Source organism: Enterococcus sp. VV15 (assembly GCF_005236045.1).
Taxonomy (GTDB): domain Bacteria; phylum Bacillota; class Bacilli; order Lactobacillales; family Enterococcaceae; genus Enterococcus_B; species Enterococcus_B durans.
In genome coordinates this window covers 23,070-46,477 of the sequence record NZ_QPTY01000008.1, presented here as the reverse complement: position 1 = coordinate 46,477, position 23,408 = coordinate 23,070, and the positions used below count along the sequence as shown (strand labels likewise).

The 23,408-nt window shown below is 37.5% G+C and carries 20 protein-coding genes; 15 read left to right on the top strand and 5 right to left on the bottom strand.

Annotated elements, in window-relative coordinates; translation table 11 throughout:
* Nucleotides 1-14: 14 nt before the first annotated feature.
* Both DVW83_RS04785 and DVW83_RS04780 read left to right on the top strand, forming a co-directional pair.
* The gene (locus DVW83_RS04785) at nt 15-824 is read left to right on the top strand and encodes an MBL fold metallo-hydrolase (RefSeq protein WP_104661940.1); all 810 of its coding nucleotides are present in this window, start codon (nt 15-17) and stop codon (nt 822-824) included.
* Nucleotides 825-1,049: 225 nt separating this feature from the next.
* Entirely contained in the window at nt 1,050-1,985 is a 936-nt protein-coding gene (locus DVW83_RS04780) for a hypothetical protein (RefSeq protein WP_104661941.1), read from the top strand.
* A gap of 298 nt (nt 1,986-2,283) precedes the next feature.
* Here the strand turns inward: DVW83_RS04780 and DVW83_RS04775 are convergent, their stop codons facing one another.
* Nucleotides 2,284-2,952: a CPBP family intramembrane glutamic endopeptidase gene (locus tag DVW83_RS04775; RefSeq protein ID WP_104661942.1), complete on the bottom strand. Its 669-nt coding sequence runs from the start codon at nt 2,950-2,952 to the stop codon at nt 2,284-2,286.
* A gap of 389 nt (nt 2,953-3,341) precedes the next feature.
* Between DVW83_RS04775 and groES the strand changes: the two genes are divergently transcribed.
* Together groES and groL are read left to right on the top strand one after the other, a co-directional pair.
* Entirely contained in the window at nt 3,342-3,626 is a 285-nt protein-coding gene (gene groES / locus DVW83_RS04770) for a co-chaperone GroES (RefSeq protein WP_104661349.1), read from the top strand.
* A gap of 52 nt (nt 3,627-3,678) precedes the next feature.
* Nucleotides 3,679-5,304, top strand: a complete 1,626-nt coding sequence (gene groL / locus DVW83_RS04765) for a chaperonin GroEL (protein WP_005880136.1) — start codon at nt 3,679-3,681, stop codon at nt 5,302-5,304.
* 269 nt (nt 5,305-5,573) lie between these two features.
* Here groL and DVW83_RS04760 read toward each other — a convergent pair whose 3' ends face one another.
* Both DVW83_RS04760 and DVW83_RS04755 read right to left on the bottom strand, forming a co-directional pair.
* Complete coding sequence (locus tag DVW83_RS04760; RefSeq protein WP_137239084.1) at nt 5,574-8,324, bottom strand: cation-translocating P-type ATPase; 2,751 nt, start codon at nt 8,322-8,324, stop codon at nt 5,574-5,576.
* Between the two features lie 501 nt (nt 8,325-8,825).
* Nucleotides 8,826-9,254 (bottom strand): GFA family protein, encoded by a 429-nt coding sequence (locus DVW83_RS04755; RefSeq protein WP_104662156.1) that lies wholly within the window; start codon nt 9,252-9,254, stop codon nt 8,826-8,828.
* A 900-nt stretch (nt 9,255-10,154) separates the two neighbouring features.
* On the opposite strand from DVW83_RS04755, the gene DVW83_RS04750 reads away from it, so the two are divergent.
* The 3 genes from DVW83_RS04750 to DVW83_RS04740 all read left to right on the top strand — a co-directional run bounded on the left by DVW83_RS04750 (nt 10,155) and on the right by DVW83_RS04740 (nt 12,839).
* Nucleotides 10,155-11,555, top strand: coding sequence for a PTS sugar transporter subunit IIC (locus DVW83_RS04750; protein WP_104662155.1), 1,401 nt, complete (start codon nt 10,155-10,157; stop codon nt 11,553-11,555).
* 71 nt (nt 11,556-11,626) lie between these two features.
* Entirely contained in the window at nt 11,627-11,899 is a 273-nt protein-coding gene (locus DVW83_RS04745) for a hypothetical protein (protein WP_104662154.1), read from the top strand.
* Nucleotides 11,900-11,915: 16 nt separating this feature from the next.
* Nucleotides 11,916-12,839, top strand: coding sequence for a LacI family DNA-binding transcriptional regulator (locus DVW83_RS04740; RefSeq protein ID WP_104662153.1), 924 nt, complete (start codon nt 11,916-11,918; stop codon nt 12,837-12,839).
* A 389-nt stretch (nt 12,840-13,228) separates the two neighbouring features.
* On the opposite strand, the gene DVW83_RS04730 is transcribed toward DVW83_RS04740, so the two are convergent.
* Nucleotides 13,229-13,984 carry a MerR family transcriptional regulator gene (locus tag DVW83_RS04730; protein ID WP_104661347.1) on the bottom strand — a complete coding sequence of 252 codons (756 nt, stop codon included), beginning with the start codon at nt 13,982-13,984 and terminating at the stop codon, nt 13,229-13,231.
* Nucleotides 13,985-14,177: 193 nt separating this feature from the next.
* Between DVW83_RS04730 and DVW83_RS04725 the strand changes: the two genes are divergently transcribed.
* From DVW83_RS04725 to DVW83_RS04690, 8 genes are all read left to right on the top strand, one after another.
* Nucleotides 14,178-14,540: a DUF1827 family protein gene (locus DVW83_RS04725; RefSeq protein ID WP_104661346.1), complete on the top strand. Its 363-nt coding sequence runs from the start codon at nt 14,178-14,180 to the stop codon at nt 14,538-14,540.
* Between the two features lie 147 nt (nt 14,541-14,687).
* Nucleotides 14,688-16,160, top strand: coding sequence for a nicotinate phosphoribosyltransferase (locus DVW83_RS04720; protein WP_104661345.1), 1,473 nt, complete (start codon nt 14,688-14,690; stop codon nt 16,158-16,160).
* A gap of 12 nt (nt 16,161-16,172) precedes the next feature.
* The gene (nadE, locus tag DVW83_RS04715; protein WP_104661344.1) at nt 16,173-17,000 is read left to right on the top strand and encodes an ammonia-dependent NAD(+) synthetase; all 828 of its coding nucleotides are present in this window, start codon (nt 16,173-16,175) and stop codon (nt 16,998-17,000) included.
* 301 nt (nt 17,001-17,301) lie between these two features.
* Nucleotides 17,302-19,170, top strand: coding sequence for an LTA synthase family protein (locus tag DVW83_RS04710; protein ID WP_104661343.1), 1,869 nt, complete (start codon nt 17,302-17,304; stop codon nt 19,168-19,170).
* 111 nt (nt 19,171-19,281) lie between these two features.
* Nucleotides 19,282-19,716: a hypothetical protein gene (locus DVW83_RS04705; RefSeq protein ID WP_104661342.1), complete on the top strand. Its 435-nt coding sequence runs from the start codon at nt 19,282-19,284 to the stop codon at nt 19,714-19,716.
* Nucleotides 19,717-20,029: 313 nt separating this feature from the next.
* Entirely contained in the window at nt 20,030-20,725 is a 696-nt protein-coding gene (locus DVW83_RS04700; protein ID WP_123862611.1) for a GTP pyrophosphokinase, read from the top strand.
* Nucleotides 20,726-20,783: 58 nt separating this feature from the next.
* The gene (locus tag DVW83_RS04695; protein ID WP_137239082.1) at nt 20,784-22,010 is read left to right on the top strand and encodes a chloride channel protein; all 1,227 of its coding nucleotides are present in this window, start codon (nt 20,784-20,786) and stop codon (nt 22,008-22,010) included.
* A gap of 146 nt (nt 22,011-22,156) precedes the next feature.
* Nucleotides 22,157-22,498 carry a DUF1831 domain-containing protein gene (locus tag DVW83_RS04690; RefSeq protein ID WP_005880167.1) on the top strand — a complete coding sequence of 114 codons (342 nt, stop codon included), beginning with the start codon at nt 22,157-22,159 and terminating at the stop codon, nt 22,496-22,498.
* A 98-nt stretch (nt 22,499-22,596) separates the two neighbouring features.
* Here DVW83_RS04690 and DVW83_RS04685 read toward each other — a convergent pair whose 3' ends face one another.
* On the bottom strand, nt 22,597-23,376 hold the full coding sequence (locus tag DVW83_RS04685) for a hypothetical protein (protein WP_104661340.1): 780 nt from the start codon (nt 23,374-23,376) through the stop codon (nt 22,597-22,599).
* Nucleotides 23,377-23,408: the final 32 nt, after the last annotated feature.

The window sequence follows — 23,408 nt, the reverse complement described above, 5'->3', positions numbered from 1 at the left end:
AGGGAAGTAGTGAAATGGCTGAAGAAAAACCAGCTTTCAAAATCAGTATCCTAGCAAGCGGAAGCTCTGGAAATTCACTTTATATTGAAAGTGATAAAAAACGACTTCTGGTGGATGCTGGACTCAGCGGAAAAAAAATTACTTCTTTAATGGCACAGATTGATCGGACACCTGACCAATTAGATGGGATTTTAGTAACACATGAACATCGAGACCATATTCATGGGGTGGGTGTATTAGCGAGAAAGTATCATTTAGATGTCTTTGCCAATGAGAAAACTTGGGAAGCGATGTCGCCATTGATCGGAAGGGTTCCAATTGAGCAAAAACATTTATTTGAAATGGGGAAGGTTCAAACTTTTGGCGATCTAGACATTGAAAGTTTTGGGGTATCACACGATGCAGCAGCACCTCAATTTTATCGTTTCTATAAAGAAAATCGGTCATTTGTCATGTTGACAGATACCGGATATTGTAATGATCGTATGCGTGGGATCATCAAGAATGCAGATGGCTATCTTATGGAAAGCAATCATGATCTGGAAATGCTTCGCATGGGACCTTATCCGTGGAATCTAAAGCAACGGATTCTAGGGGATCGAGGCCATCTTTCTAATGAAGACGGGGCGCTAGTCATGACGGATGTGATTGGTGACCGAACAAAACGAATCTATCTGGGACATTTAAGTAAAGAAAACAATATGAAAGAACTTGCGCATTTAACCATGGAAAATGTCCTTAAAGAAAAAGATCTAGGTGTTGGTTATGACTTTGATGTCTATGACACAGATCCAGATGAAGCAACGGAACTATTTTCAATATGATCGTTCCATGATTAGAGAAAAGTAGTTGTATATATACACTAAAAAAGAATGTTCTCTTCATAACAAGTTAGGACTCACAAATTTTTGTGAATCCTAACTTGTTTTTTTGTCATCTTAAATCAGAACAACTATTTCTAAATGAAGAAATAATGATGGCTTGTTTGTTCCAAGAATCGGTTATGCTCAAAGCAATCAAACGTTTAATCCAAAAAAAGGGGAAAGAAAATGAGAAAAAAAACTAAATTGGTGTTAACCGTAAATCAAAGACGTCATATTGAACGTGAACTACTCAGAGTGACAAGTGTAACAAAGGTTGCTAGATCTAGCCATGTTCCTCCAAAATTAGTAAAATTTGTCAAACAAGAACTAATCAAAAAAAAGAAACTAACAGGAAATGAAATAAGGCAGTCTATCAAAAAGAAGACAAATGCTTTTCAAAAGGAAAGCGTAAAATCAACGCCGATAAAAACTGTAGAAAAACAAAAAGATTTAAGACAGAAGCAATCCGATGATACGGCAAAAATGCCGTCGAATCGGGCGAGAAAAAAGCAAAATCTAGAGAGAAGCATATCCAATGTGTCAGGTAATAGGAATACAAACAGGCAAGAATTGAAAATTAGTACAAAAGCGCAAGTTGAACGTCTAAAATATAAATATAAAAGACAAAAATTAAAAACTTACAGAAATAAATTAAAGCTTGATTTAAACAAAATCGACATGATTGAAAAAGAAGTAAACCTAGAAAGAAGAAAAGTGGAGCTAGAGAGAAAAGAAGTAGATCTAGAAAGAAGAGAAGTGGACTTTAAAAAAAGAAAAACAGACCTAGAAAAAAGAGAATTATGCTTAGAGAGAAAAGAAGTAGACTTAGAAAGAAGAGAAGTAACTATAGAGAGAAAAAATCTAGAGCTGATAATGAAAGAACAAAAAAACAAACAAACAGGTGAGAGGCCAGAAATAAATGAACAAAGGCAGAAACGAATGTACTTGGATTCATCCTATATACATAAACAAAAATTATTACATGATAAAGACAGCGGTGGAGTTGAAGCAGAAACCTATATGAGTATTACGGATCTGAAGAAACGTGGGTATGAATTTATGTCTAATAAGAAAATTTTGCATGATAGGACTGAGTCGGCAATAAGATCTCGTCAGGACTAAGGTAACGTTCATTGAAGATATCATCGTAGAACTATTTAGAAAAATTGGCGAAGGGATTCTGCATGTGCTAACTTTCAGTTGTGTATCGAGAAAGAAAAGTAGAAGTGAAAGAAATAAGGAGAAAAGCAACAGATGAAACAAGGAAAATAATCCTGTTTCTGGCAATGAAGTGTTATCTAAAAGAAAACAGTAAAAAAATAAAAAAGCTTTTCCTATAAAAATGAACGAGCTGTTTATGCTGGTATCGTTCTATTTTTTATTGAAAGCTTTTTTATTTTTATCAAATCAATGGTAATTTTTAATAGGAAAGCAATCCTTTTTGGATAGCGAGTTGGACAATCACGACAAGTGTGTTCATTCCGACATGAGTAATCATTGATGTCCAAATTCGACCAGTTACCTTATATTGTAAGCTGAAGAAAAAACCTAAGAAAAAGTAGATCAATAAATGTCCGTCATTATGTGCGAACGCAAAAAGCAAGGAACTAACAATGGCACCTATCCAAAAATTACTATATCTTCCAACAATACCCAAAATGCTACGACGAAAGACGAATTCTTCCATGATCGGTCCAGCAATCGTAGTTGCGACAATGAAGGCCGGTGCTTCAAGTATCATCTGGATGATATTTTGTGTATTTTCAGAAGGCGCACTTTCTCCAAATAAAAATGTTTCCAATGTTACAGCTAAACTTTGCAGAATCAAGGCGATAAAAATACCAACAAGTCCATAAAGAATAATTTTTGGTACAGAAGATTTAGGAACTGCTGCTTCAATGGATAAAGGTTCCCTTTGTCTAAAATAAAGGAAGGCTAAAACGATCGCACCTAAAATATAAGCAATTGCTGTCGCAGTAATCAAATCTGTGGTTGTATGGACGATTCCAATAGAGGAAAGGATCAAAGGTGAAATGAAAATCAATCCATAGCAAAAGGTACTCAGAAAACTATATTTTTTTAATGACATAAGGTCCTCCTTAAAATTAGGCAGAATAAAGAGGCTGGGACAGAAGTGTTTAACTCCGAGAAATAAGAAGAAATTAACGAAAATTGCTGTTCAAATTTTTGTGAATTTCGGCTTATTTAAGAAGGCGTTGCTTCTGCTCCCACCGTTTATTCGTTTTTAAAGAATGAGACAAAAGTATTTCTTACTTTTGTCCCAAGCTCTCTTTAATTATAACATACTTCATTTACCTTCTTTTGTTTTGAAACGTAAGGGATAACGTAAAAATTATAGAACTTCATCTAAAAAGCTTGCAAAAAAATGGAAGAATGAGTATTATTAAAAATGTAGGTTAGCACTCGACTTGTTAGAGTGCTAATAAATTCAAAAAAGAGTTATCGGAGGGATTTATCGTGTTAAAACCATTAGGTGATCGCGTCGTTATTGAAGTCGCAAAAGAGGAAGAAAAAACTGTTGGAGGAATCGTTTTAGCTTCATCAGCTAAAGAAAAACCACAAACTGGAACAGTTATCGCAGTTGGTGAAGGCCGTTTGTTAGAAAACGGGGAACAAGTTCCTGCTACTGTAAAAGTAGGCGACCAAGTAATGTTTGAAAAATATGCCGGTACAGAAGTGAAATTTGAAGGAAAAGAATATTTGATCGTCGCTGGAAAAGATATCATGGCGATCGTTGAGTAAAAACAAAGCAATCAATTAAAATGAATGAAAAATTTTGATGAGGTGAATAGATATGGCAAAAGAATTGAAATTTTCAGAAGATGCTCGTGCAGCAATGTTACGTGGCGTAGATAAATTAGCAGATACAGTGAAAGTAACATTAGGGCCAAAAGGTCGTAATGTCGTATTGGAAAAATCATATGGCTCACCATTGATCACAAATGATGGGGTAACGATTGCGAAAGAAATCGAATTAGAAGATCATTTTGAAAACATGGGAGCAAAATTAGTTTCTGAAGTTGCTTCAAAAACAAACGATATTGCTGGTGACGGTACAACAACTGCTACAGTCTTGACTCAAGCAATCGTACGTGAAGGATTAAAAAACGTTACAGCAGGAGCTAATCCTTTAGGTATCCGCCGTGGGATCGAATTAGCAACAAAAGCTGCTGTAGAAGAATTACACAATATTTCAACTGTTGTTGATTCAAAAGAAGCCATTGCACAAGTAGCGGCTGTTTCATCTGGCTCTGATAAAGTAGGACATTTGATTGCTGACGCTATGGAAAAAGTTGGGAACGATGGCGTAATCACTATTGAAGAATCAAAAGGGATCGAAACAGAATTAGACGTAGTTGAAGGAATGCAATTCGATCGCGGTTACCTATCACAATACATGGTAACTGACAATGATAAAATGGAAGCTGTTCTAGAAAATCCATACATTTTGATCACTGATAAAAAAATCTCTAACATTCAAGACATCTTGCCATTGTTAGAACAAATCTTACAACAATCTCGTCCATTATTGATCATTGCAGATGATGTGGATGGCGAAGCTTTACCAACATTAGTCTTGAATAAGATTCGCGGAACATTCAACGTTGTCGCTGTCAAAGCTCCTGGATTTGGTGACCGTCGCAAAGCAATGCTTGAAGACATCGCTATTTTGACTGGTGGTACAGTGATCACTGATGACCTAGGCTTAGAATTGAAAGATGCAACGATCGAAAACCTAGGAAACGCATCAAAAGTTGTTGTGGATAAAGACAACACAACAATCGTTGAAGGATCTGGCGAAAAAACAGCTATCGAAGCGCGCGTTCAATTGATCAAAAATCAAATCGCTGAAACAACTTCAGACTTTGATCGCGAAAAATTACAAGAACGCTTAGCAAAACTTGCAGGTGGTGTGGCTGTCGTTAAAGTCGGCGCTGCAACTGAAACAGAGTTGAAAGAATTGAAATTACGCATTGAAGATGCATTGAACGCAACACGTGCCGCTGTTGAAGAAGGCATGGTTTCTGGTGGGGGCACAGCATTAGTGAATGTCATCGGTAAAGTTTCTGCAGTAGATGCAGAAGGTGATGTTGCTACAGGTATCAAGATCGTTGTTCGTGCATTAGAAGAACCAATTCGTCAAATTGCAGAAAATGCTGGTTACGAAGGTTCAGTCATTGTTGATAAATTGAAAAATGTTGAATTAGGAACAGGATTCAATGCCGCAACAGGTGAATGGGTAAACATGGTAGAAGCTGGTATCGTTGACCCAACAAAAGTTACACGTTCAGCATTACAAAATGCAGCATCTGTTTCTGCATTGTTATTAACAACAGAAGCTGTCGTAGCTGACAAGCCAGAACCAGCGGCTCCAGCAGCGCCAGCAATGGATCCATCAATGATGGGCGGCATGATGTAGTATTTAAGAGAGAACCTTGATATATCAGGGTTCTCTCTTTTTTTGAAATTTCTGAAAAACTGACTTTTGTACTTTCGTTTATTCGAGAGTCTGTAGCAAAACTGATTTGTAGATTTGTCCCATATTCGCTTTTTTGTTAGGAAAACTCTCTGAAATGGTTTTCAAACATCTCTAGATATTAATTTTTCAAAAGAAAAAGTACCCAACTGTTAAAAAAACGAATAGTTGGGTACCAATTATATCAGCTAGATGCTCAATGATTTACAGTTTTATTTCACCAGAGTCCTATGTCGCAATATGGCTTTACGCAACTCTTCCAATAGAATGATCGGAATCGGGATCAATGCCAAGCCAAACCAAGCAATCAATGGAATATTGGTGGTGTTGAAGGCATCCTGCAAGAAAGGAATGTTAATCAGAGCGGCTAACAGGCAGATTTCAAAAAAAATACCTAACAAAACTCGTTTGTTGCTGAAAAAGCCGATCTTGAATAAGGATTCTTTTTCTGCTCGACAGTTGAAAACAGCACCAATCTGACTAAAAACAATTGCTGCTAAAGTCATTGTAGTGGCCATTACATAAGTTTTGCCTGTACTTGCCAATGGAATAGTTGGCCAACCGTCAGAATAATTGATTACGAAATAAGCACCAATCGAGATTACAGATGCCATCAGACCATACCAACCAAATGCCTTCCAGATCAACTTTTTGGTCAAGAGATGATCTGTTCGTTTGCGAGGCGGTTTGTTCATCGTTCCAGGTTCGGTTTTTTCAGTGGCTAGGCTTAGTGCCGGCAACATATCGGTCCCTAGATCGATAGAAAGGATCTGCATTACCGTTAAAGGCAATGGGATCATTCCCCGAGAAAGCAGAAATAAAATTGATGGAAAAGCTTCTGGCATATTGCTATTTAAAATATATAACAAGAATTTACGTATATTATTATAGACCGTACGACCTTCTTCAATAGCATTGACGATCGAAGTGAAATTATCATCTGTTAAGATCATGTCGGCGGCTTCTTTTGCGACATCAGTACCGGTGACTCCCATTGCCACCCCGATATCAGCTTTTTTCAAAGCTGGGGCATCATTGACGCCATCTCCAGTGGAAGCAACAATTTCACCTAAGGATTGTAAGAGAGAAACGATCCGATATTTTTGTTCTGGTGCGACTCGGGCAAAAATGATTTGATGGGTAAGATTTTCCTTTAGTTCGTCATCAGACATCGCTGATAGTTGTTCGCCTGTCACGACACGGACATCGTCACCTTCAACGATCCCGATTTTGCGGGCGATACTTTCAGCGGTCAAGCCATAGTCACCTGTGACCATGATGATCCGAATGCTAGCAGCGTGACATTTTTTTATTGCTTCGATGACGTTTTCCCGTGGTGGATCTTGGCTGGTAGTGATGCCGACGAAGATCAACTGAGTTTCCGTTTTTTCAATGCTGTATTCAGCTTCATCCGGATTTAATCGGCGGTAGGCGAAAGCCAGTGTTCGCAGACCTTCTTTGGCTAAAATGTCATTTTGATCAAGAATCTGTTTTTTACGTGTATCATCGAGAGGCTTGATTTCTCCATTCAGTAAAAAGTAAGTACAACATTCGAGGACTTCGGTGATTCCGCCTTTGGTAAAAATAAAGCGATCATTTTGTTGCTGATGGATCGTCGACATTCGTTTGCGTTTTGAATCAAAGGGTAGTTCACTAAGCCTTTGATAGCGTTCTTTCTCTTCTGCCAGATCATAATCCGCTTTATTCGCTAATATGAGTAAACTGCCTTCATCGGGACTACCTACTAATTGATATTCTTGATCTGTTTGTTGGATAGCAGAGTCGTTATCTAATGTACCGATACGGATCAGCTGTAATAGATCTTTTTCTTTAGCTAATTCGATTCGCATGCTGTCTTTAGTTACGATACCATTTGGTTCATAACCAGTGCCAGACACTTCATACTGTCCATAAGGCAACCACACTTTTTCGACGGTCATCTGGTTTTTAGTCAACGTTCCGGTTTTGTCAGAACAGATAACCGAAGTTTCTCCTAGTGTTTCAACGCTATTTAGGTGTTTAACGAGAGCATTTTTCTTAGCCATCGTCTGAACTGCCAGCACTAAAGATAGAGTGACCGTTGGTAACAACCCTTCTGGAATAAAGGCTACCATCATTCCTAAGGCAAAAATAAATGATTCAACAACAGGATTTTTTACGAAAAAGACTGCTGCTAGAAAGAAAATCACACCGATCACAATGGCGATCAGGGAAAGTTGCTTCGTTAAGACGTTTAGTTCTTTTTCTAATGGGCTGGGAGTTGCATCAACGGAGCTGGTCAAAGAAGCAATTTGCCCAAATTCAGTTTTCATCCCTGTTTGGGTAACTACCATCAATCCACTACCACTGACCACGGAAGTTCCTTCATAAACCAGATTCGCTTCGGCAAAGCGCCCAGCTGCTTTGACTTCATCAGCGGTTAATGTGGCGCTATCCTTGTTAACGGTGGTGGATTCACCAGTTAAAGAAGATTGATTGACTTGCATGCTGTCAGCTTGCAATAGACGGCCATCCGCAGGAATATTATCACCACTTTTGATCTGTACGACATCTCCGGGTACGATATTTTCCACCAGAGTGTTTTCTACTTTACCATTGCGTAAGACGCGAGCATAGTTTGGTAACATTTTTTGCAGGGCAGAGGTTGCTTGACTAGCGCGATATTGCTGCCAAAAACTGAAGAGCCCGTTGATCACATTGACCAACCAGATGGCGATCCCTAATTCGATCATACCGGCAAATAAAGCTATAAAACCCGATATCCATAATAAGAGTGCCATCAGACTTGTGAAATTTAATAAAAATGTTTTGATAATCGATTCTTTTTTTGTCGTGTTGATTACATTTTGACCGTATTTGGTTAAGCGTTGCTGCACTTCATCCGCTGAAAGTCCCTTTTCTGAACTTGCTAGTGCTTGATAAGCCGCTTGGACCGAACTAGTTGCCCAATTTATCTTGTCCATGGTCATCACCTCTGTTTGTATTTTCCTCCTAAGATCCAAAAATTGCAAATCGGTTTATGGGTTACCTGAAATGATGTGAAAAGAAAAATAATCGTAGAAAATCAGTAATATGTTTGGACTGATTTCTTCATAAAATTTCGTCAGTATCAGGTGGGGTAGCATTGATCATCAGATATTATGGATGGAATGGAAAAGCTGATTCTAATCCCAGACATGCTTGGCCTATTTTTCAATGAGGTACTTCACTATATGTAAGTTTAAAGAACGATCAGAGAGGCTGGTATAAAAGTAAGAAACACGTTTGTCTCATTCTTTAAAAACGAATAAACGATGGGAGCAGAAGCAATTCCTTTTTAAATAAGCCGAAATTCACAAAAATTTGAAAAGCAATTTTCGTGAATTTCGGCTTATTTCTCGGAGTTAAACACTTCTTTCCCAGCCTCCCGTAATATTTTCATCTATTGAGGATGATTGTCGTTGAGCAAAACCTCAATGTAGTGCCTATTCTTTATTAAAATACGTTTCTTGTACTATTTTCATGACATCGGCTTCAGTTAGTTTTTTCGTGTCATTTGCAAAGCTGTAGTAAGACGGTTTTTGATCGTAATAGACTTCGACTGTCAATGTTGCTCCTTCCTGATCTGCAAATAAATCGATTGGGATACTGTAGGAATCCCCTTGAAGAAGATGATAAAAAAGATGTGACCCACAAATTGAGCAGAAACCACGTTCCGCCCATTCAGATGATCGATAGCGGGTAACTAAATTGTCAGGTTGTATAGAAATAGTTGCACCAGTTCCTGCTTCAACCGTAAGCAGCGGTCCTGCTCCCCAACGACGACACATCGAACAATGACAGGCGCCTACCTCGGAATGAATGTCTTGAACTTCCATTGAAATAGCGCCACATAAGCAATTTGCTATCTTCATTTACTTTCCTCCTATTGTTCTTTTTTGTTGGATAGTGGAAAAACTTGAAATAGAAAAAATACAGTATTGATATTCAAGGGATCATAAGTGAATGAACTACTTACTATTTTCAGTGTATCATAGGGGGAACGAAAAAACCTTTAGGAACTGATTTATCAATATTGAAAAGGATCTCATTATGATTCATATCTTCATGGTCACTTATCCTAGTGCAGCCAGTGTTTCTTTGAAAGTTGTCTGGATAAAAAAGCCCTTCATTGACAGTGAAGATCTGCATGATAAGAAGGGTAATAGTTGCGGTTTTAGCAATCAATAGTTTTATACGGTTAAGGAGGGTGCTTCAATGAGGAGCTTTGAGGAAAAAAGGAATGTGGGACAAATCTAAAAATCAGGTTTGCTACTGACTCTCGAATAAACGAAAGTCCAACAGTCAGGTTTTTCGGAAAATTCAAAAAAGAGAGTGAGAAAACAATCGAAGCTTTTTTCATCATCTATTCCCCTTTTTCTTTACTCTATCACTAAAGTTATTTCACAACAATCAGACCTAAGTAGTAGTTAATGAGGAAGCGCATTTTTCAGTTAAACAAAGGGAAAACCTGTTGCCATGAGAAAATAAGATCAACTCTAGGAGGAAAAGATAAAATCAATGTAGGTGGAAATAAAGAAGAAAAACATGTGAATCAAAGAAATGGAGAGTGCATTAAAACGAAATAGTTTCATGACAACCTCGATTTATCACATATAAATGAAAAAATTGCTACAGAGTGTACTATTTTTCCTAGGTATAAAAAATTCTTTTGACATTAAGTAGGCACGCTTAGAAATATATGTTATATTTGTGATATCGTTATAATGTATGCGGATGCAAAGTGACGAAAAATAGACTTTAGGAGGATAAGAATGGACGGATTGATGAAGTGGATGGAAAGGTATATTTTACCAGTCGCAACAAAAATAGGTTCAGAAAAACATTTAGTTGCTTTACGTGATGCTTTTATTGGAACAATGCCAGCTACTATGGCTGGTGCAATCGCAGTGTTGCTAAATGCATTTATGCGTGATTTTCCCAATACGTATCTAGGAGAAGGAAATGCAATAACTACATTTTTTACACCAGTTATCGGTGTGAATGGTCTGATCTGGAATGGAACATTGGCGATCATGGCGGTTGTTTTTGCACTATCTTTAGGGGCTAACTTAGCCAAAGCTTATGGGGTAGATCCAGTTTCCGGTAGTATCGTTTCTTTAGTTGCTTTTATTATTGGATTACCTGATGCTGCTACGGCGGTGTTGACATTGCCGGAAAAATTATCAGAAGAAGCAGCAACGATGATTACTTCCGCTGGGGGAGTTCTTGCTGATACGGAAGGTGGGCAAACACTTTCAATGGGGGCGTGGGGCTATTTTAATTTTGGAAAATATATGGGTGGCTCTGGGCTTTTTACAGCCATGATTTTTGGGTTTATATCAGTTATCATTTTCGCACTTCTAATTCGTAAAAATATTATTATTCGTATGCCTGATTCTGTTCCTCCTGCTGTCTCAAAAGCTTTTGCTGCTATCATACCTGCAGTAGTCTCATTGTATGTCGTTGGTACTATCAATTATCTGTTCAAACAAACTGCTGGTGTCCCTTTGATTGATTGGATCTCAGAAGCGATCCAAAGACCTTTGATGCATCTTTCACAGGGCTACGGGGCTGTCTTTATTATTGTTCTGCTTGTCCATGTTCTCTGGTTCTTTGGTCTTCATGGAACGAATATCATGTCGCCTGTTTTACAGACTTTATATGGAACAGCGATGGTAGAGAATACGAATGCTTTTCAAAACAATGAACCGATCCCCTTCAAATGGGTAGCTGGTTCATTTGAGGCTTTTGTATGGCCTGGTGGAGCAGGAGTGACGTTAGTGTTGATCATCATGATCTTGGTACTATCTAAGCGCGCTGATTATAAAACAGTGGGTAAATTAGGAATTGCTCCTGGGTTATTCAATATCAATGAACCTGTGATGTTCGGTCTGCCGGTCGTCTTGAATCCGTTGTTGATGATTCCATTTATTTTAGCGCCATTAGCAACTGCGACCATTGCATACTTTGCCACGATGGCAGGATTGGTGCGTCCGGTAGTAGTGAATGTGATTTGGGTCATGCCTACGATCATCAGTGGCTTTCTTGCAACGGCAGGTGACTGGCGGGCCATCGTCTTGACAATCATAAACTTGTTAGTGGCTGCCTTGATCTGGGCACCATTCATTCTGGCGGCCAATCGATTGGATCCTACTGGGGAGCCAGAAGAATAATCAGAAACAAACTCCTTGCTCTGAGACGCGTTTCATAAGCTATACTCAAAGCATCAAAGGAGGGATTTATAATGAATACCTATATCAAAACGACCAATGAAACAACCAATGATTACTTTTATGCTTTCGTAGAATTTAAAGGATCAATGCTGTTACTTTCCAGTTTTCAAGGGTTAAATAAAACGATGGTTCAGAAAATTCCTTTAAGTGAAATTACTAGTTTGACAAAAGACACATATTTAGGTGGTCAACGCATCAGCTTTGAATATGATGAAACATTCTATCAATTTTTCGAATGTGGGCATGCTGTGGTAGACTATTTACAAGAAAATCTTTTCGTATAGGTGGCGAAAACCGAGTATGGCAAACATTCGAGATATCGCAAGACTCACTGGCTACTCTGTTTCAACAGTATCACGAGTGATAAATCAACATCCGTATGTGGATGAAGTAAAACGCGCAGAGATTCTGGCAATGATGAAGAAGCTTGACTATGTTCCGAATGCAAGTGCAAGGCAGTTAAGTTATGGGAAAACAAGAAATATCGGCGTCATTTTGCCCTATGCAAATCACCCATATTTTGATCAACTGATCGGCGGAATCATTGAGTCGGCTTTTAATGAGGACTATAAGGTGACTTTATTACCTACAAATTACCAAGCGGACCGAGAAATGATGTACATGGAAGAATTTGCAGGTAAAGCCTTTGATGGGCTGATCATTACTTCTCGAGCGAATCATTTAGAGGCTTTGCTTCCTTATCAAAAATATGGACCGATTGTGTTTTGTGAAGAAATCAAAGAAAAAAAGGCAAACTGCGTCTTTATTGACCGTGAACAATCGATTGAAGAAGTACTTTTCTTTCTACGTGATCAGGGAGTCAGACGTCTCGGTGTGACATTAGGTAGAAGCAGTCGACTCAGTTACAATTCAAAAATCACATTAGAACTTTGTAACAAAGTGTTTCCGGACTTTGAAAATCAGCATGTTTATTGGGATTGCATCGACCATGAGCAAGGTATCAAAGCTGGCACTTTTTTTGAAAAGCAAGCAATTGATGGGGTGCTAGCAAATTCAGATACAGTCGCAGCTGGAATTTTACAGCAATCTTTTTTGGAAAGTAATCGACGGATAGTTGGTCGGGATAATTTACTGATCAGTGAAATCATGAATTTTCCAACGATCGATCACGGGCTGATTGCTTGTGGAGAAATGGCATTCCAACTTCTGATCGAGGAACGGTTGGAACAAATCAAAATTCCTTATCGATTTATCGAGAGATGAATAAAAAGAATAATCAATAAAAAAGAGGTCGAGACAAAAGTCGTTTAGGTTTGAGAAATTGGAGAGAAAAACGTGGTTGGGACAGAAGTGTTTAACTTCGAGAAATAAGAAGAAATTAACGAAAATTGTTTTTCAAATTTTTGTGGATTTCGGCTTATTTATCGGAGTTGCTTCTGCTCCTATCGTTTATTCGTTTTTAAAGAATGAGACAAAAGTGTTTCTTACTTTTGTCCCACGTTCCTTTATTCGAATAATCGTTATTTCAAAAGTCACTATTACAAAAACAAATCAAAATTTCACAAAAAGATAAATATTTTTAGGAAATCTATGCTTGTTTTGTAGCAGACAGCTTTTGTCACAATCGCTATTTCTATTTGATACTAGTATGATTATTCTGTTTGTTTTTTTATGATCTCACTTAATGCTTTTGTTGCTCCCACACCGCTACGGCTATCATAGTAAGAAGTAAATCGTTCATCGGACAGATACATTGCCGCTAATCCTTTATGCGCTGCTAAACTGTAAGTAGGCCAACTAAAAGCGAGCCACTTTTTATGCGAAGAAAAAATAGACTCTTCTAGTTGTTGATTTGTAGGATCTTGAAGATAGTGAGTCAAATCAGCTAGAAGCTGTTCTTCGATTGTTTCCATGTCACGATAAGTTTCCTTATCCATCTCTTGCCACTTTTTAGTTGTCGCATGTACTGCCTTGTTGCCGTATTTTTCTCGTATTTCTTGACCATAGTGCAGTTCGTTTTCTGCTATTTTTTGCTGTTTGAATCCTTCAAATTTTTCTTGATCAGTCATATGTGTTCCCCCTTCGTAGTTCGTCAGTGTTTGCTGGATAGTTGTCAAGAGAGTATCGATCTGGTCTCTTTTTTCCTGTAACATTTTCTGATGTTCCAATAATGCCTGTTGATGGTCAAATTTTGGGTCGTCTAAAATCTCGCGGATCTGTTCCAATTTGAATGCAAGCGAACGATAAAACAAAATATGTTGCAGACGGTCCACTTCTTTTGGTCCATAGATACGATAACCGGAAGATGTGATCCTCGCTGGTTTCAAAAGACCGATTTCATCGTAAAAACGCAGTGTTCGCGGACTAACACCAGAGAGTTGAGCCATTTTTTTGATAGTGTATTCCATTTTCTACCTCCTGACATCTTTAGCATATTCCTTGACGTAACGAGAAGGTCAAGGGAAAGGATGACTATTTTTTTATCGCTGGATTTATGTTATACTAAATATAACAGAAAAAGTTTTTTTCTGTTATTGTTTGATTTAATTGAAAGCGATTCCTTTGGACGCTTATCCATATAAAAAAGAAAAGAGGAATGAGATGAAATTAATCGAGACACCTGTAACAAATAATTTGAATATCAAGACGTTTTACCCTAAGATAGTCGATTTTTTCTTTGGCGGTTCAGCAATCAAATATTATAAGCTGTATTCGTTAGATCGTACCCAAATTCTATTTGTAGATACGTATGATAAACAAGAATTAGTGATGATCAATACAAAGAAAAAAATCACAAAGAAGGAAATAGACTTTGCGGTTCGACGGATTTTAAAATCTGATCGTGAAGACGTCAAGGTACATATTGGCGTAAAACAAGACTTGGAGCAAAGAGGAATCCAGTTTAAGCGACCAAACAAAGACATCGTAATCGTTGAGCAGCGAACTATCGCCTCTGCTGTATAAATAAAAGACCACTAAGATCACTTGAATATCTGATTTTAGTGGTTTTTTTGTACGTTTTTCAGAAAATAATCAAGATTTCTTCTCCTAAGGTTTTTTTTTGTTATAATGGGAAAGAAATGAAAACTTGCCAAGAGGAGTAATAAAAAAATGAATAAAATATACCCAGATGACAGTTTGACTTTGCATACAGATTTATATCAAATTAATATGATGCAAACGTACTGGGAATTAGGTCGAGCTGATCTGCACGCTGTTTTTGAATGCTATTTCCGTGAAATGCCTTTTAACCATGGGTATGCCGTGTTTGCAGGGTTAGAACATTTAGTCGAATATTTAGAAAATTTGACATTCACAGAGACGGATATTGAGTATTTACGTAATATGAATGTTTATCCAGAAGGTTTTTTAACTTATCTAAAAGAATTTAAGTTCAAAGCAACAGTTCGTTCTGCCCGTGAAGGAGAACTAGTTTTTGCGAATGAACCCTTGATCCAAGTGGAAGGTCCACTAGCGCATTGCCAGTTAGTTGAAACAGCTTTGTTGAACATCGTGAATTTCCAAACACTGATTGCCACCAAAGCTGCTAGAATCAAATCAGTTATCGGCGACGATCCTTTATTGGAATTTGGAACAAGGAGAGCACAAGAACTTGATGCAGCAGTTTGGGGAACTCGTGCAGCATACATCGGTGGAGCAGATGCCACAAGTAATGTACGTGCAGGGAAAATATTCGGGATTCCTGCAAGCGGTACGCATGCACATTCACTTGTTCAATCTTACGGAAATGATTATGAAGCTTTTATGGCATATGCCAAGACGCATAAAGATTGTGTTTTCTTGGTGGATACGTACGATACGCTTAAATCAGGAGTTCCTAGTGCGATCAGAGTAGCCAAAGAATTAGGTGATCAAATCAATTTCCAAGGTGTACGTATCGATAGTGGAGATATGGCTTATATTTCTAAACGAGTACGGGAACAGCTAGATGCTGCTGGATTTACTGAAGCAAAAATCTATGCGTCAAATGATTTAGATGAAGCAACGATTTTGAACTTAAAAATGCAAAAAGCCAAAATAGATGTCTGGGGTGTCGGAACAAAATTGATCACTGCATATGATCAACCCGCTCTAGGAGCTGTTTTCAAGTTAGTTTCGATTGAAAGTAAGGATGGTAAAATGATCGATACGATCAAACTATCCAGTAATGCTGAAAAAGTAACAACTCCAGGTAAAAAGCAAGTTTGGCGTATCACGCGTAATTTCGATGGAAAATCAGAAGGGGATTATGTCACTCTTTGGGACGAAGATCCACGAGAGGAAGAAGAAATCTTCATGTTCCATCCAATTCATACATTTATCAATAAAACTGTGCGAGACTTTACTGCACGTCCAATCTTACAAAATATCTATATCGATGGAAAACTTGTCTATGATTTGCCTGTTTTAGATGAGATCAAGGAATACACTCGAACGAACCTTGATTCACTTTGGGAAGAATATAAACGTGACCTTAATCCACAAAAATATCCCGTTGACTTATCTACGGATTGTTGGAATCATAAAATGGCGACGATGGAACGTATGAAAAAAAGTGTTGCAGACATGCACAATGAAGCGTAAGGAGGAAAAACAATGAACTTACAAAAAGAAATCATCCAAGAATTAGGTGTCGAACCAACGATTGATCCAAAAGCTGAAATTCGAGTAAGTATTGATTTTTTGAAAGCATATTTGAAAAAATACCCATTTTTAAAGACATTCGTCTTAGGGATCAGCGGGGGACAAGATTCAACATTAGCAGGGCGGTTAGCGCAATTAACAATGGAAGAAATGCGTGAAGAAACAAAAGATGAGGACTATCAATTCATCGCTGTTCGTTTGCCATATGGGGAACAAGTGGATGAAGAAGACGCAAAAGCAGCCTTAGATTTTATCAAACCAGACGTTAGTTTACGAGTGAATATCAAACCGGCCGTAGATGCAGAAGTCACAGTTTTAGGTGAAGCTGGTGTAGAAATCAGCGACTTCAATAAAGGAAATATTAAAGCACGTCAACGAATGATCACGCAATATGCGATTGCAGGAGAACGAGCTGGAGCAGTTTTAGGAACAGATCATGCTGCAGAGAATATCACAGGTTTCTTTACGAAATTTGGTGATGGTGGAGCAGACATCTTGCCATTGTTCCGCTTGAATAAACGCCAAGGAAAACAATTATTAAAAGAACTAAATGCGCCAGAAAAATTATACACGAAGATACCAACTGCAGATTTAGAGGATGGCAAACCATTGATTGCAGATGAAGTAGCACTCGGTGTGACATATGATGAAATCGATGATTATTTAGAAGGCAGAGAAATTCCAGTCGATGCGCAAGAAAAGATTGAAGCATGGTGGAATAAAATGCAACATAAACGTCATTTGCCTATCTCAGTTTTTGATGATTTTTGGAAGAAATAAATTGCAGATCTAAATAAATCAGAAATTGAGCGCGAATAAAAGTAAGCGTATAGAGCCGAAAAACTGGGACATCAAAAAGTTGGTGTCTCAGTTTTTTATACTTATAGAGCAAACTCTTCTATTTTTTTGAATAGCCTGATTTCTTATAGTCTGAGTTAGGACTTGTTGTAGCGTTGGTCTTCATAGATGATTCAAAAATCTTCATTAATTCTTCTCGTTTCTTTACTTGTAAAAGGTTAACTACTAAAATAAAGTAGACAGTAATAATAAGCAATTCACTGAAAGTTGAAGGAGTATCTACTTGAAAAGAAAATTAAGCAATCTCTTAAATAAATTGACTTTAACACAAAAGCGTATTTTAAAATACACAGCAATCAGTATTTTTACTTTATTGATTGTTGTATTAAGCAATCTCTATTTACAATGGTGTCAAAATGATCTTTCTGTTGACCTTGCGTTGAACTTTGCTTTTTCGTGGCACACACAAAAATTCTTATTGGCATGTCTTGTATTGTTGATGATTTTTTTACTTTTAGTATCGGTTATGGGATCATTTCTTTTCGGTATGTTCTTTTACATTGTAGGTATCGGGATATTAGGCTATGCAAATTACTTAAAAATGAGTTATCGACAAGAGCCTATCTATCCAGACGATTTGAAAATGATCACGGAGTTCAGTTTATTGAAGGAAATGACTGGGACAGGCTCCTTTTACTTGTTGCTAGGGTTGATCGTGCTCGTCTTGCTTGGTGGTTTATGGGGGATTTACCGAAGTTTCAAAAAAGGACGGCGATTCCAGATACTACGCATGATTACATTGTGTGTAACTATCGGATCATTGGTATATATCAGTCATTTCAATAATCCTAATAATCTTTTGCGTAAGGCCTATAATAAAACAGCATTATGGATTCCTTACAGCCAAAAGATGAATTATTACAATACTGGGTTTATTGGCGGTTTTTTGTATAATTTAAAAATTGACCCAATGGATGAGCCTAAAGGATATTCAGAAGCAAAAATCAAAGAGATCACCGAAAAATATCAGGAATTGGCTGATAAAAAAAATCAAGAAGCAACAGAAGAGCAACCAAACATCATCTATGTCATGAGTGAGAGTTTCTCTGATCCTAGCCGGTTGAATGGTGTGGAGATCTCAGGTGATCCACTGGCAGATTACTATGATGTCGCAAATCAAACCTACAGTGGGAATATGCTCTCTCAAAATTACGGAGGTGGCACAGCGAATATCGAATTTGAAGCTCTGACTGGTTTTTCAATGGCACTATTTAATGCACAGTTGACCACTCCTTATACGATGCTTGTGCCTAAAATCGACCAATTGCCTTCACTCGTATCAACATTGAATGCCCAAAAATATCAGACGACTGCGATCCATCCTTTTAATACATCCATGTATAAAAGGGAAGATGTCTATAAGGTGATGGGCTTTGATCGCTTTATTAGTGAGGACACGATGAAATATACAGAAACGATCGATAATAATCCTTATACTTCAGATGAATCTGCCTATAAAGAAGTCATGGATCTTTTGAAGAATACAGAAACTCCGCAGTTTGTCCATCTAGTAACGATGCAGACACATATGCCATATAATGGAAAGTATTCGAAGCTAGACTATTCAGCAAAGACGATGGACGATAGTGGTACCAACAGTTTAGTTAATTATCTTCAAGACATTGCTTACAGCAGTCAAGCATTGAAAAAATTTACCGAGGAGTTAAAAGATCTTTCTAGAAGAACGCTAGTTGTTTTTTGGGGCGATCATTTACCGGGTATCTATTCAGAAAATATCCAAAATAAAAATGATAAGCAAACGTTACATGAAACGCAGTTTTTGATGTTTGACAATCAGGGGAAATTGACTGAGAACAGTACGCATGATGCGATTACTAGTCCATTTTATTTTGCTGCTAATTTGCTAGAGCAAACCAAACAACCAACGACTGGTTTCTATCAGTTATTATTGGAAATGGAACAAACACTGCCCGCGTTTGAACGAGAATTATACTATCAAGGAGGTCAATGGCGTCAAGAAGCACAATTGAATAAAGAGCAAGAAACACTTTATGATGCCTATAAGATGATCCAATATGATATTGTGTCCGGAAAACAATACAGTTTGAAGGAAGGCTTTTTTAAGAAATAGAGAAAAATGCATCGAATAGTAAATGAAGAAAACCTGTCTTTTAGAAATAAAAACAGGTAAAATAAAAAGTAAAGAGTCAAATGAAATAAAAATCGGAAAGTAGGAAAATGAATGTTACCAAATATGGGCTATTATGTTCAAGCTGTCGATCGAATGGTGAAAGAAACGGAAGAAATCGGAGAAACAATGCATCCCAAATACCAAGTGGTCAGAGAGGCAATCGACCAAAATAAAACGGCTGATCTAAGCTCTGAAGAGTTAACTGAAATCAGTGAATTATTCAAAGATGGAACAAAGAAATACCAACTGATTTTAAAGAAAATCAGTCAGCTTCGTCCACCAGCCAAAGTAATGGGAATCCACAAAAATTTTGAAAAAGCCTATATTTCTTATGTTGCAGGCTGTGAAGAAATGATCCAAAGTATTACGACAAAAGATGGAGTAGATGTAGCTTTGTTCAACGCGTCAGAAGAAAAACAGGACAAAGCGACAGAAAATATTTCATCAGCCATTCAAAAAATGACTAATTTGTTATTGAAAAAATAAAAAAATACTTGATTTTATTGAAAAAAAGAGTTATTTAATCTAAATGTTAGATTATTTTTATGATAGTTTAGCTTAAGTGATTTATGATGGATACGTAACCAAGCTAACCAACAACAAACGAATGATTATTTGAAAAAATAATCTCCCTTTTCCGCTGAGCCTAACCAACTCAGCGGTTTTTTATTTTATCCACGTATTTTTTAACGATTAGTGATTATCCAGTGAGTGCTATTTTAAGTTTAAAACTAGCTTTGTGCTAAACTTATAATGAGAGCGCCATTCAAAAATACTTTTTTCTAAGGAGTGAGATGAAATGTCCGAAATTCCAATTGAGGAATTGATGAATATCTTAAATAAAGAATCAAATGCTACAAGCCGTGCACTGGGTATCGAAGCGATTGAACTGTATCAAGAATTAGAAGTTTATTATCACTCAGCTTTAGATGAAGTAGAAACGAAACTATTCATTATTGATCGTGAATTAAGTAGCAATAGTCACAGAGGAAGAAAAAATAGCATCCACCAAATTCAGAAAAGGATCAAACGATTCAAGAGTGTTGTGAACAAATTGAATCGCAAGCAACTGGATTATTCAGAGCAAGCAATCCTTGCGAATGTACGCGATTTTGCCGGCTTAAGAGTTATTTGTTCCTATAGTGACGATATCTACACGTTGATCAACTCATTGAGCCATCATCCTGATATTACGATTCTGACGATCAAAGACTACTTAAAGCACCCTAAACCGAGTGGGTATCGCAGTGTCCATGTTGTTTTAGAAGTTCCAGTCTACTTTCTTGAAGAAACAAAAAAAATCAAAGTTGAAATTCAATTTCGGACGATTGCCATGGATTTTTGGGCTAGTTTAGAACATAGCTTACGGTATAAAAATAATTTAGAAAATCCTGAACTCTCAGAAAAATTACAAGGGATTTCAGATGACATTGAACATTTGGAAAATGAAATGCTGGCTATCCGTAAAGAAATCGAGGGGTTATCTGAGGAGTAAGGCAGCGATTTAGCAAGTGGCTAAAAATTTCAGTAGGTGTTAGAAAAGGGGCGAAGACATGAGATTTTCTGTGTTATTTGTGGTATACAGCTGTGTATTAGGTCTGATAGTTGGAGCTGTCGCAGCTTTTTTTTTACTAGTCGCTAATTTTTTTATTGATTTAGTTTGGCAAGATATTCCAGCTATGGTTTCACTTCCTTTTTACCCAATGATCGTAGGGGTAGTAGGTGGCGTTTTAGTAGGGTTGCTTCAAAAACATTTAGGCCGCTATCCGACAACGATCGAAGAAACCTTAGGAGAATTCAAAAAAAATAATCGCGTTTCTTATAAACGAAGAATCGGGAAAAACATCTTTGCTGCGCTCGTTGTATTGATGTTTGGCGCAAGCCTTGGACCAGAAGCTGCACTTGCGGGTGTTGTGGGTGGCATGATCACTTGGATGGGGGATCATTTAAAAATAACTTTTGAGCATAAAGACGAACTATTGAAGCTCAGTATAGGAACAATGCTAGCAACGATTTTTCGGGCGCCGTTCGCTGGAATCAGTGAAGCTTTTGATGACAATCATCCTTTCAAATTGAAAAATAAAGCCAGAAAAATTGGTTTGTATGCAATCAGTACATTATTTGGTATTGTAGGTTTTTTATTTATTGAACAGTTTTCGCCAGAGGAAAGTGTTTTTGCACTCCATTTTTCCACTGCGATCCAGTGGGAGTGGCAGGCACTTTTATTTGCTCCTTTAGGTTGGCTGGTTGGAGGGATATTTGGCTGGATATTTTTAAAAATTGAAAAATTGACGAACAAAATAGCAGAAAAAATCATGGGCAAAATGATCAAGGCAGTGCTGGCAGGTATCGGTATCGGTGTATTTGGCTTAGTATCTCCCTATTTTTTGTTTTCTGGGGAACATCAATTGTTGCCTTTATCCAAAGAAGCCCTTCAATTTTCATTTTTCAATTTAGTTCTATTAGGTATAGGGAAAGCCATATTGACGAACTTTTGTTTTGCATTCGGCTGGCGAGGAGGGAAAATCTTTCCGGCAATTTTTTCAAGTACAGCAATAGGTTTTGCTTTTGTCAGTCTATTCCCTTATACGCCAGGATTGCTCGTCGGGGTAGTAGTTGCTGCTAGTCTGACCATGATCTTAGGTCAACCATATTTAAGCATGTCACTCTTGCTTTTTCTATTCCCGATCCAATTTTTCCCAGTCATCTTGCTTAGCAGCCTAGGGCTAGGTAAAGTAAAAAACTTTGTAGAAGCAAAATATGCAGAAACGAGTAAGTAAAATGACAAGGAGATTCTCAATTCTACGTGGAGAAGCGTAAAGCACTGTAGACTGTGAACAGATGATGGAGATGGCTAAAAAATCCTAGTAAAACAAATCAGAAACTTTTATAATAAAAGTAGAATAAATTTACCGAGGTGAAAAGCATGGCATTTGAACAAATAGCAACTGTAATGGGCGCAAAAACGAGTTATCGTCTGCACCCAGATGCAAAAAGATACACCCTTAGAGACAATGGCTTTACTGAAACAAATGGAGGAAACTATCAATTGATTCGTCCGCTAGATGCAACTCCACAAAGTAAAGAAGGTTTTAAGCTGAAAATCACTGTTTCAAAAGACATCAAAACGTTAAAAATGTCGATCACGACTGCGAATGGATTGAAAGCTGTCAATATCTTCAAAGATGACAAACAAAAAATGAGCCAAGATAAATTTTATTTTTTGATGGATGGTATGATCAGTCGCGGACTATTTGAAAAAGTATGATTTCATAGTATGGTCTGAATAAAAAGAGCCAAAGAATCGAAGAGAACAGTTCTTCGACTCCTTGGCTTTGTTTCTTATTCGTAGCATTGGATTTGTGTCTATTCCACTTTTGTCCACTCATCGATGGATTTACCGTTTTCATCAACTATTTCAAGCCAACTATTTGTGCCACCGAAATAAAGGAGCAAGCTGGCTTCATTAACACTTTTCACAATGATATCTTTGGTCGTTTTTCCATTAGAAATACACTTTTTGAAGTCGTCTCGTAATTTTTCACCATATTTTGCTGAATAGCCGATAGAGCCATCTTTATTTCGCGGTGCTTCGGTAAGTAGTGTTGCACCTGATTTGATCAACATTTCATTTCGGTTAAGCCAATATAGTGTTGCTTGGCTGTTTCTGAAGTTTACAGTAAAGGGTATTTCGCTGATCTTTTTTGACCAGCGATGACGAGCCTTTGCTGTTTTTTGCTTTTCCGTTTTTTGCTTTTCGCCTAATGAATAGCCGAAAAGTGCGAGGATAGTCAAAATTTCTTCATTCGGAGTAGCCAATTTTTTCTGGATATTTGTGGGGATTTTTCTATCTAATGTTTCATCTGTCATAATTGTCAGCCCACTTGCTTGTGCTTTTTCAAGTAGAGAAGCAATCATATGTGGGGCTTCGATTTCCCATGACAGTTGGATGAGAATGACTTTATCCCACTTTTTAGGTTCGATCGTCCTGCCAATTGCTTGGCACTCTTTTTGAGCAAAAAAGAGATAAAATGAATTTTCGGGTAAAGGAAGCTTGTCCTCGGTTACACTTATTTTCTCGACTTCATGATCTAATGTGATGGTGATCGCTGAAGGGGTCAGTACAGTTTGAAAAGTAATCTCCATTATCGTTTCCTCCTATTTTTTATTCATTTTAC

Bases quoted from the DNA above. Each gene is read 5' to 3' on its own strand.
- DVW83_RS04785 (WP_104661940.1), top strand. From the start codon at position 15: ATGGCTGAAGAAAAACCAGCTTTCAAAATCAGTATCCTAGCAAGCGGA.
- DVW83_RS04780 (WP_104661941.1), top strand. From the start codon at position 1,050: ATGAGAAAAAAAACTAAATTGGTGTTAACCGTAAATCAAAGACGTCAT.
- DVW83_RS04775 (WP_104661942.1), bottom strand. From the start codon at position 2,952: ATGTCATTAAAAAAATATAGTTTTCTGAGTACCTTTTGCTATGGATTG.
- groL (WP_005880136.1), top strand. From the start codon at position 3,679: ATGGCAAAAGAATTGAAATTTTCAGAAGATGCTCGTGCAGCAATGTTA.
- DVW83_RS04760 (WP_137239084.1), bottom strand. From the start codon at position 8,324: ATGGACAAGATAAATTGGGCAACTAGTTCGGTCCAAGCGGCTTATCAA.
- DVW83_RS04755 (WP_104662156.1), bottom strand. From the start codon at position 9,254: ATGAAGATAGCAAATTGCTTATGTGGCGCTATTTCAATGGAAGTTCAA.
- DVW83_RS04750 (WP_104662155.1), top strand. From the start codon at position 10,155: ATGGACGGATTGATGAAGTGGATGGAAAGGTATATTTTACCAGTCGCA.
- DVW83_RS04745 (WP_104662154.1), top strand. From the start codon at position 11,627: ATGAATACCTATATCAAAACGACCAATGAAACAACCAATGATTACTTT.
- DVW83_RS04740 (WP_104662153.1), top strand. From the start codon at position 11,916: ATGGCAAACATTCGAGATATCGCAAGACTCACTGGCTACTCTGTTTCA.
- DVW83_RS04730 (WP_104661347.1), bottom strand. From the start codon at position 13,984: ATGGAATACACTATCAAAAAAATGGCTCAACTCTCTGGTGTTAGTCCG.
- DVW83_RS04725 (WP_104661346.1), top strand. From the start codon at position 14,178: ATGAAATTAATCGAGACACCTGTAACAAATAATTTGAATATCAAGACG.
- DVW83_RS04720 (WP_104661345.1), top strand. From the start codon at position 14,688: ATGAATAAAATATACCCAGATGACAGTTTGACTTTGCATACAGATTTA.
- nadE (WP_104661344.1), top strand. From the start codon at position 16,173: ATGAACTTACAAAAAGAAATCATCCAAGAATTAGGTGTCGAACCAACG.
- DVW83_RS04705 (WP_104661342.1), top strand. From the start codon at position 19,282: ATGTTACCAAATATGGGCTATTATGTTCAAGCTGTCGATCGAATGGTG.
- DVW83_RS04700 (WP_123862611.1), top strand. From the start codon at position 20,030: ATGTCCGAAATTCCAATTGAGGAATTGATGAATATCTTAAATAAAGAA.
- DVW83_RS04695 (WP_137239082.1), top strand. From the start codon at position 20,784: ATGAGATTTTCTGTGTTATTTGTGGTATACAGCTGTGTATTAGGTCTG.
- DVW83_RS04690 (WP_005880167.1), top strand. From the start codon at position 22,157: ATGGCATTTGAACAAATAGCAACTGTAATGGGCGCAAAAACGAGTTAT.
- DVW83_RS04685 (WP_104661340.1), bottom strand. From the start codon at position 23,376: ATGGAGATTACTTTTCAAACTGTACTGACCCCTTCAGCGATCACCATC.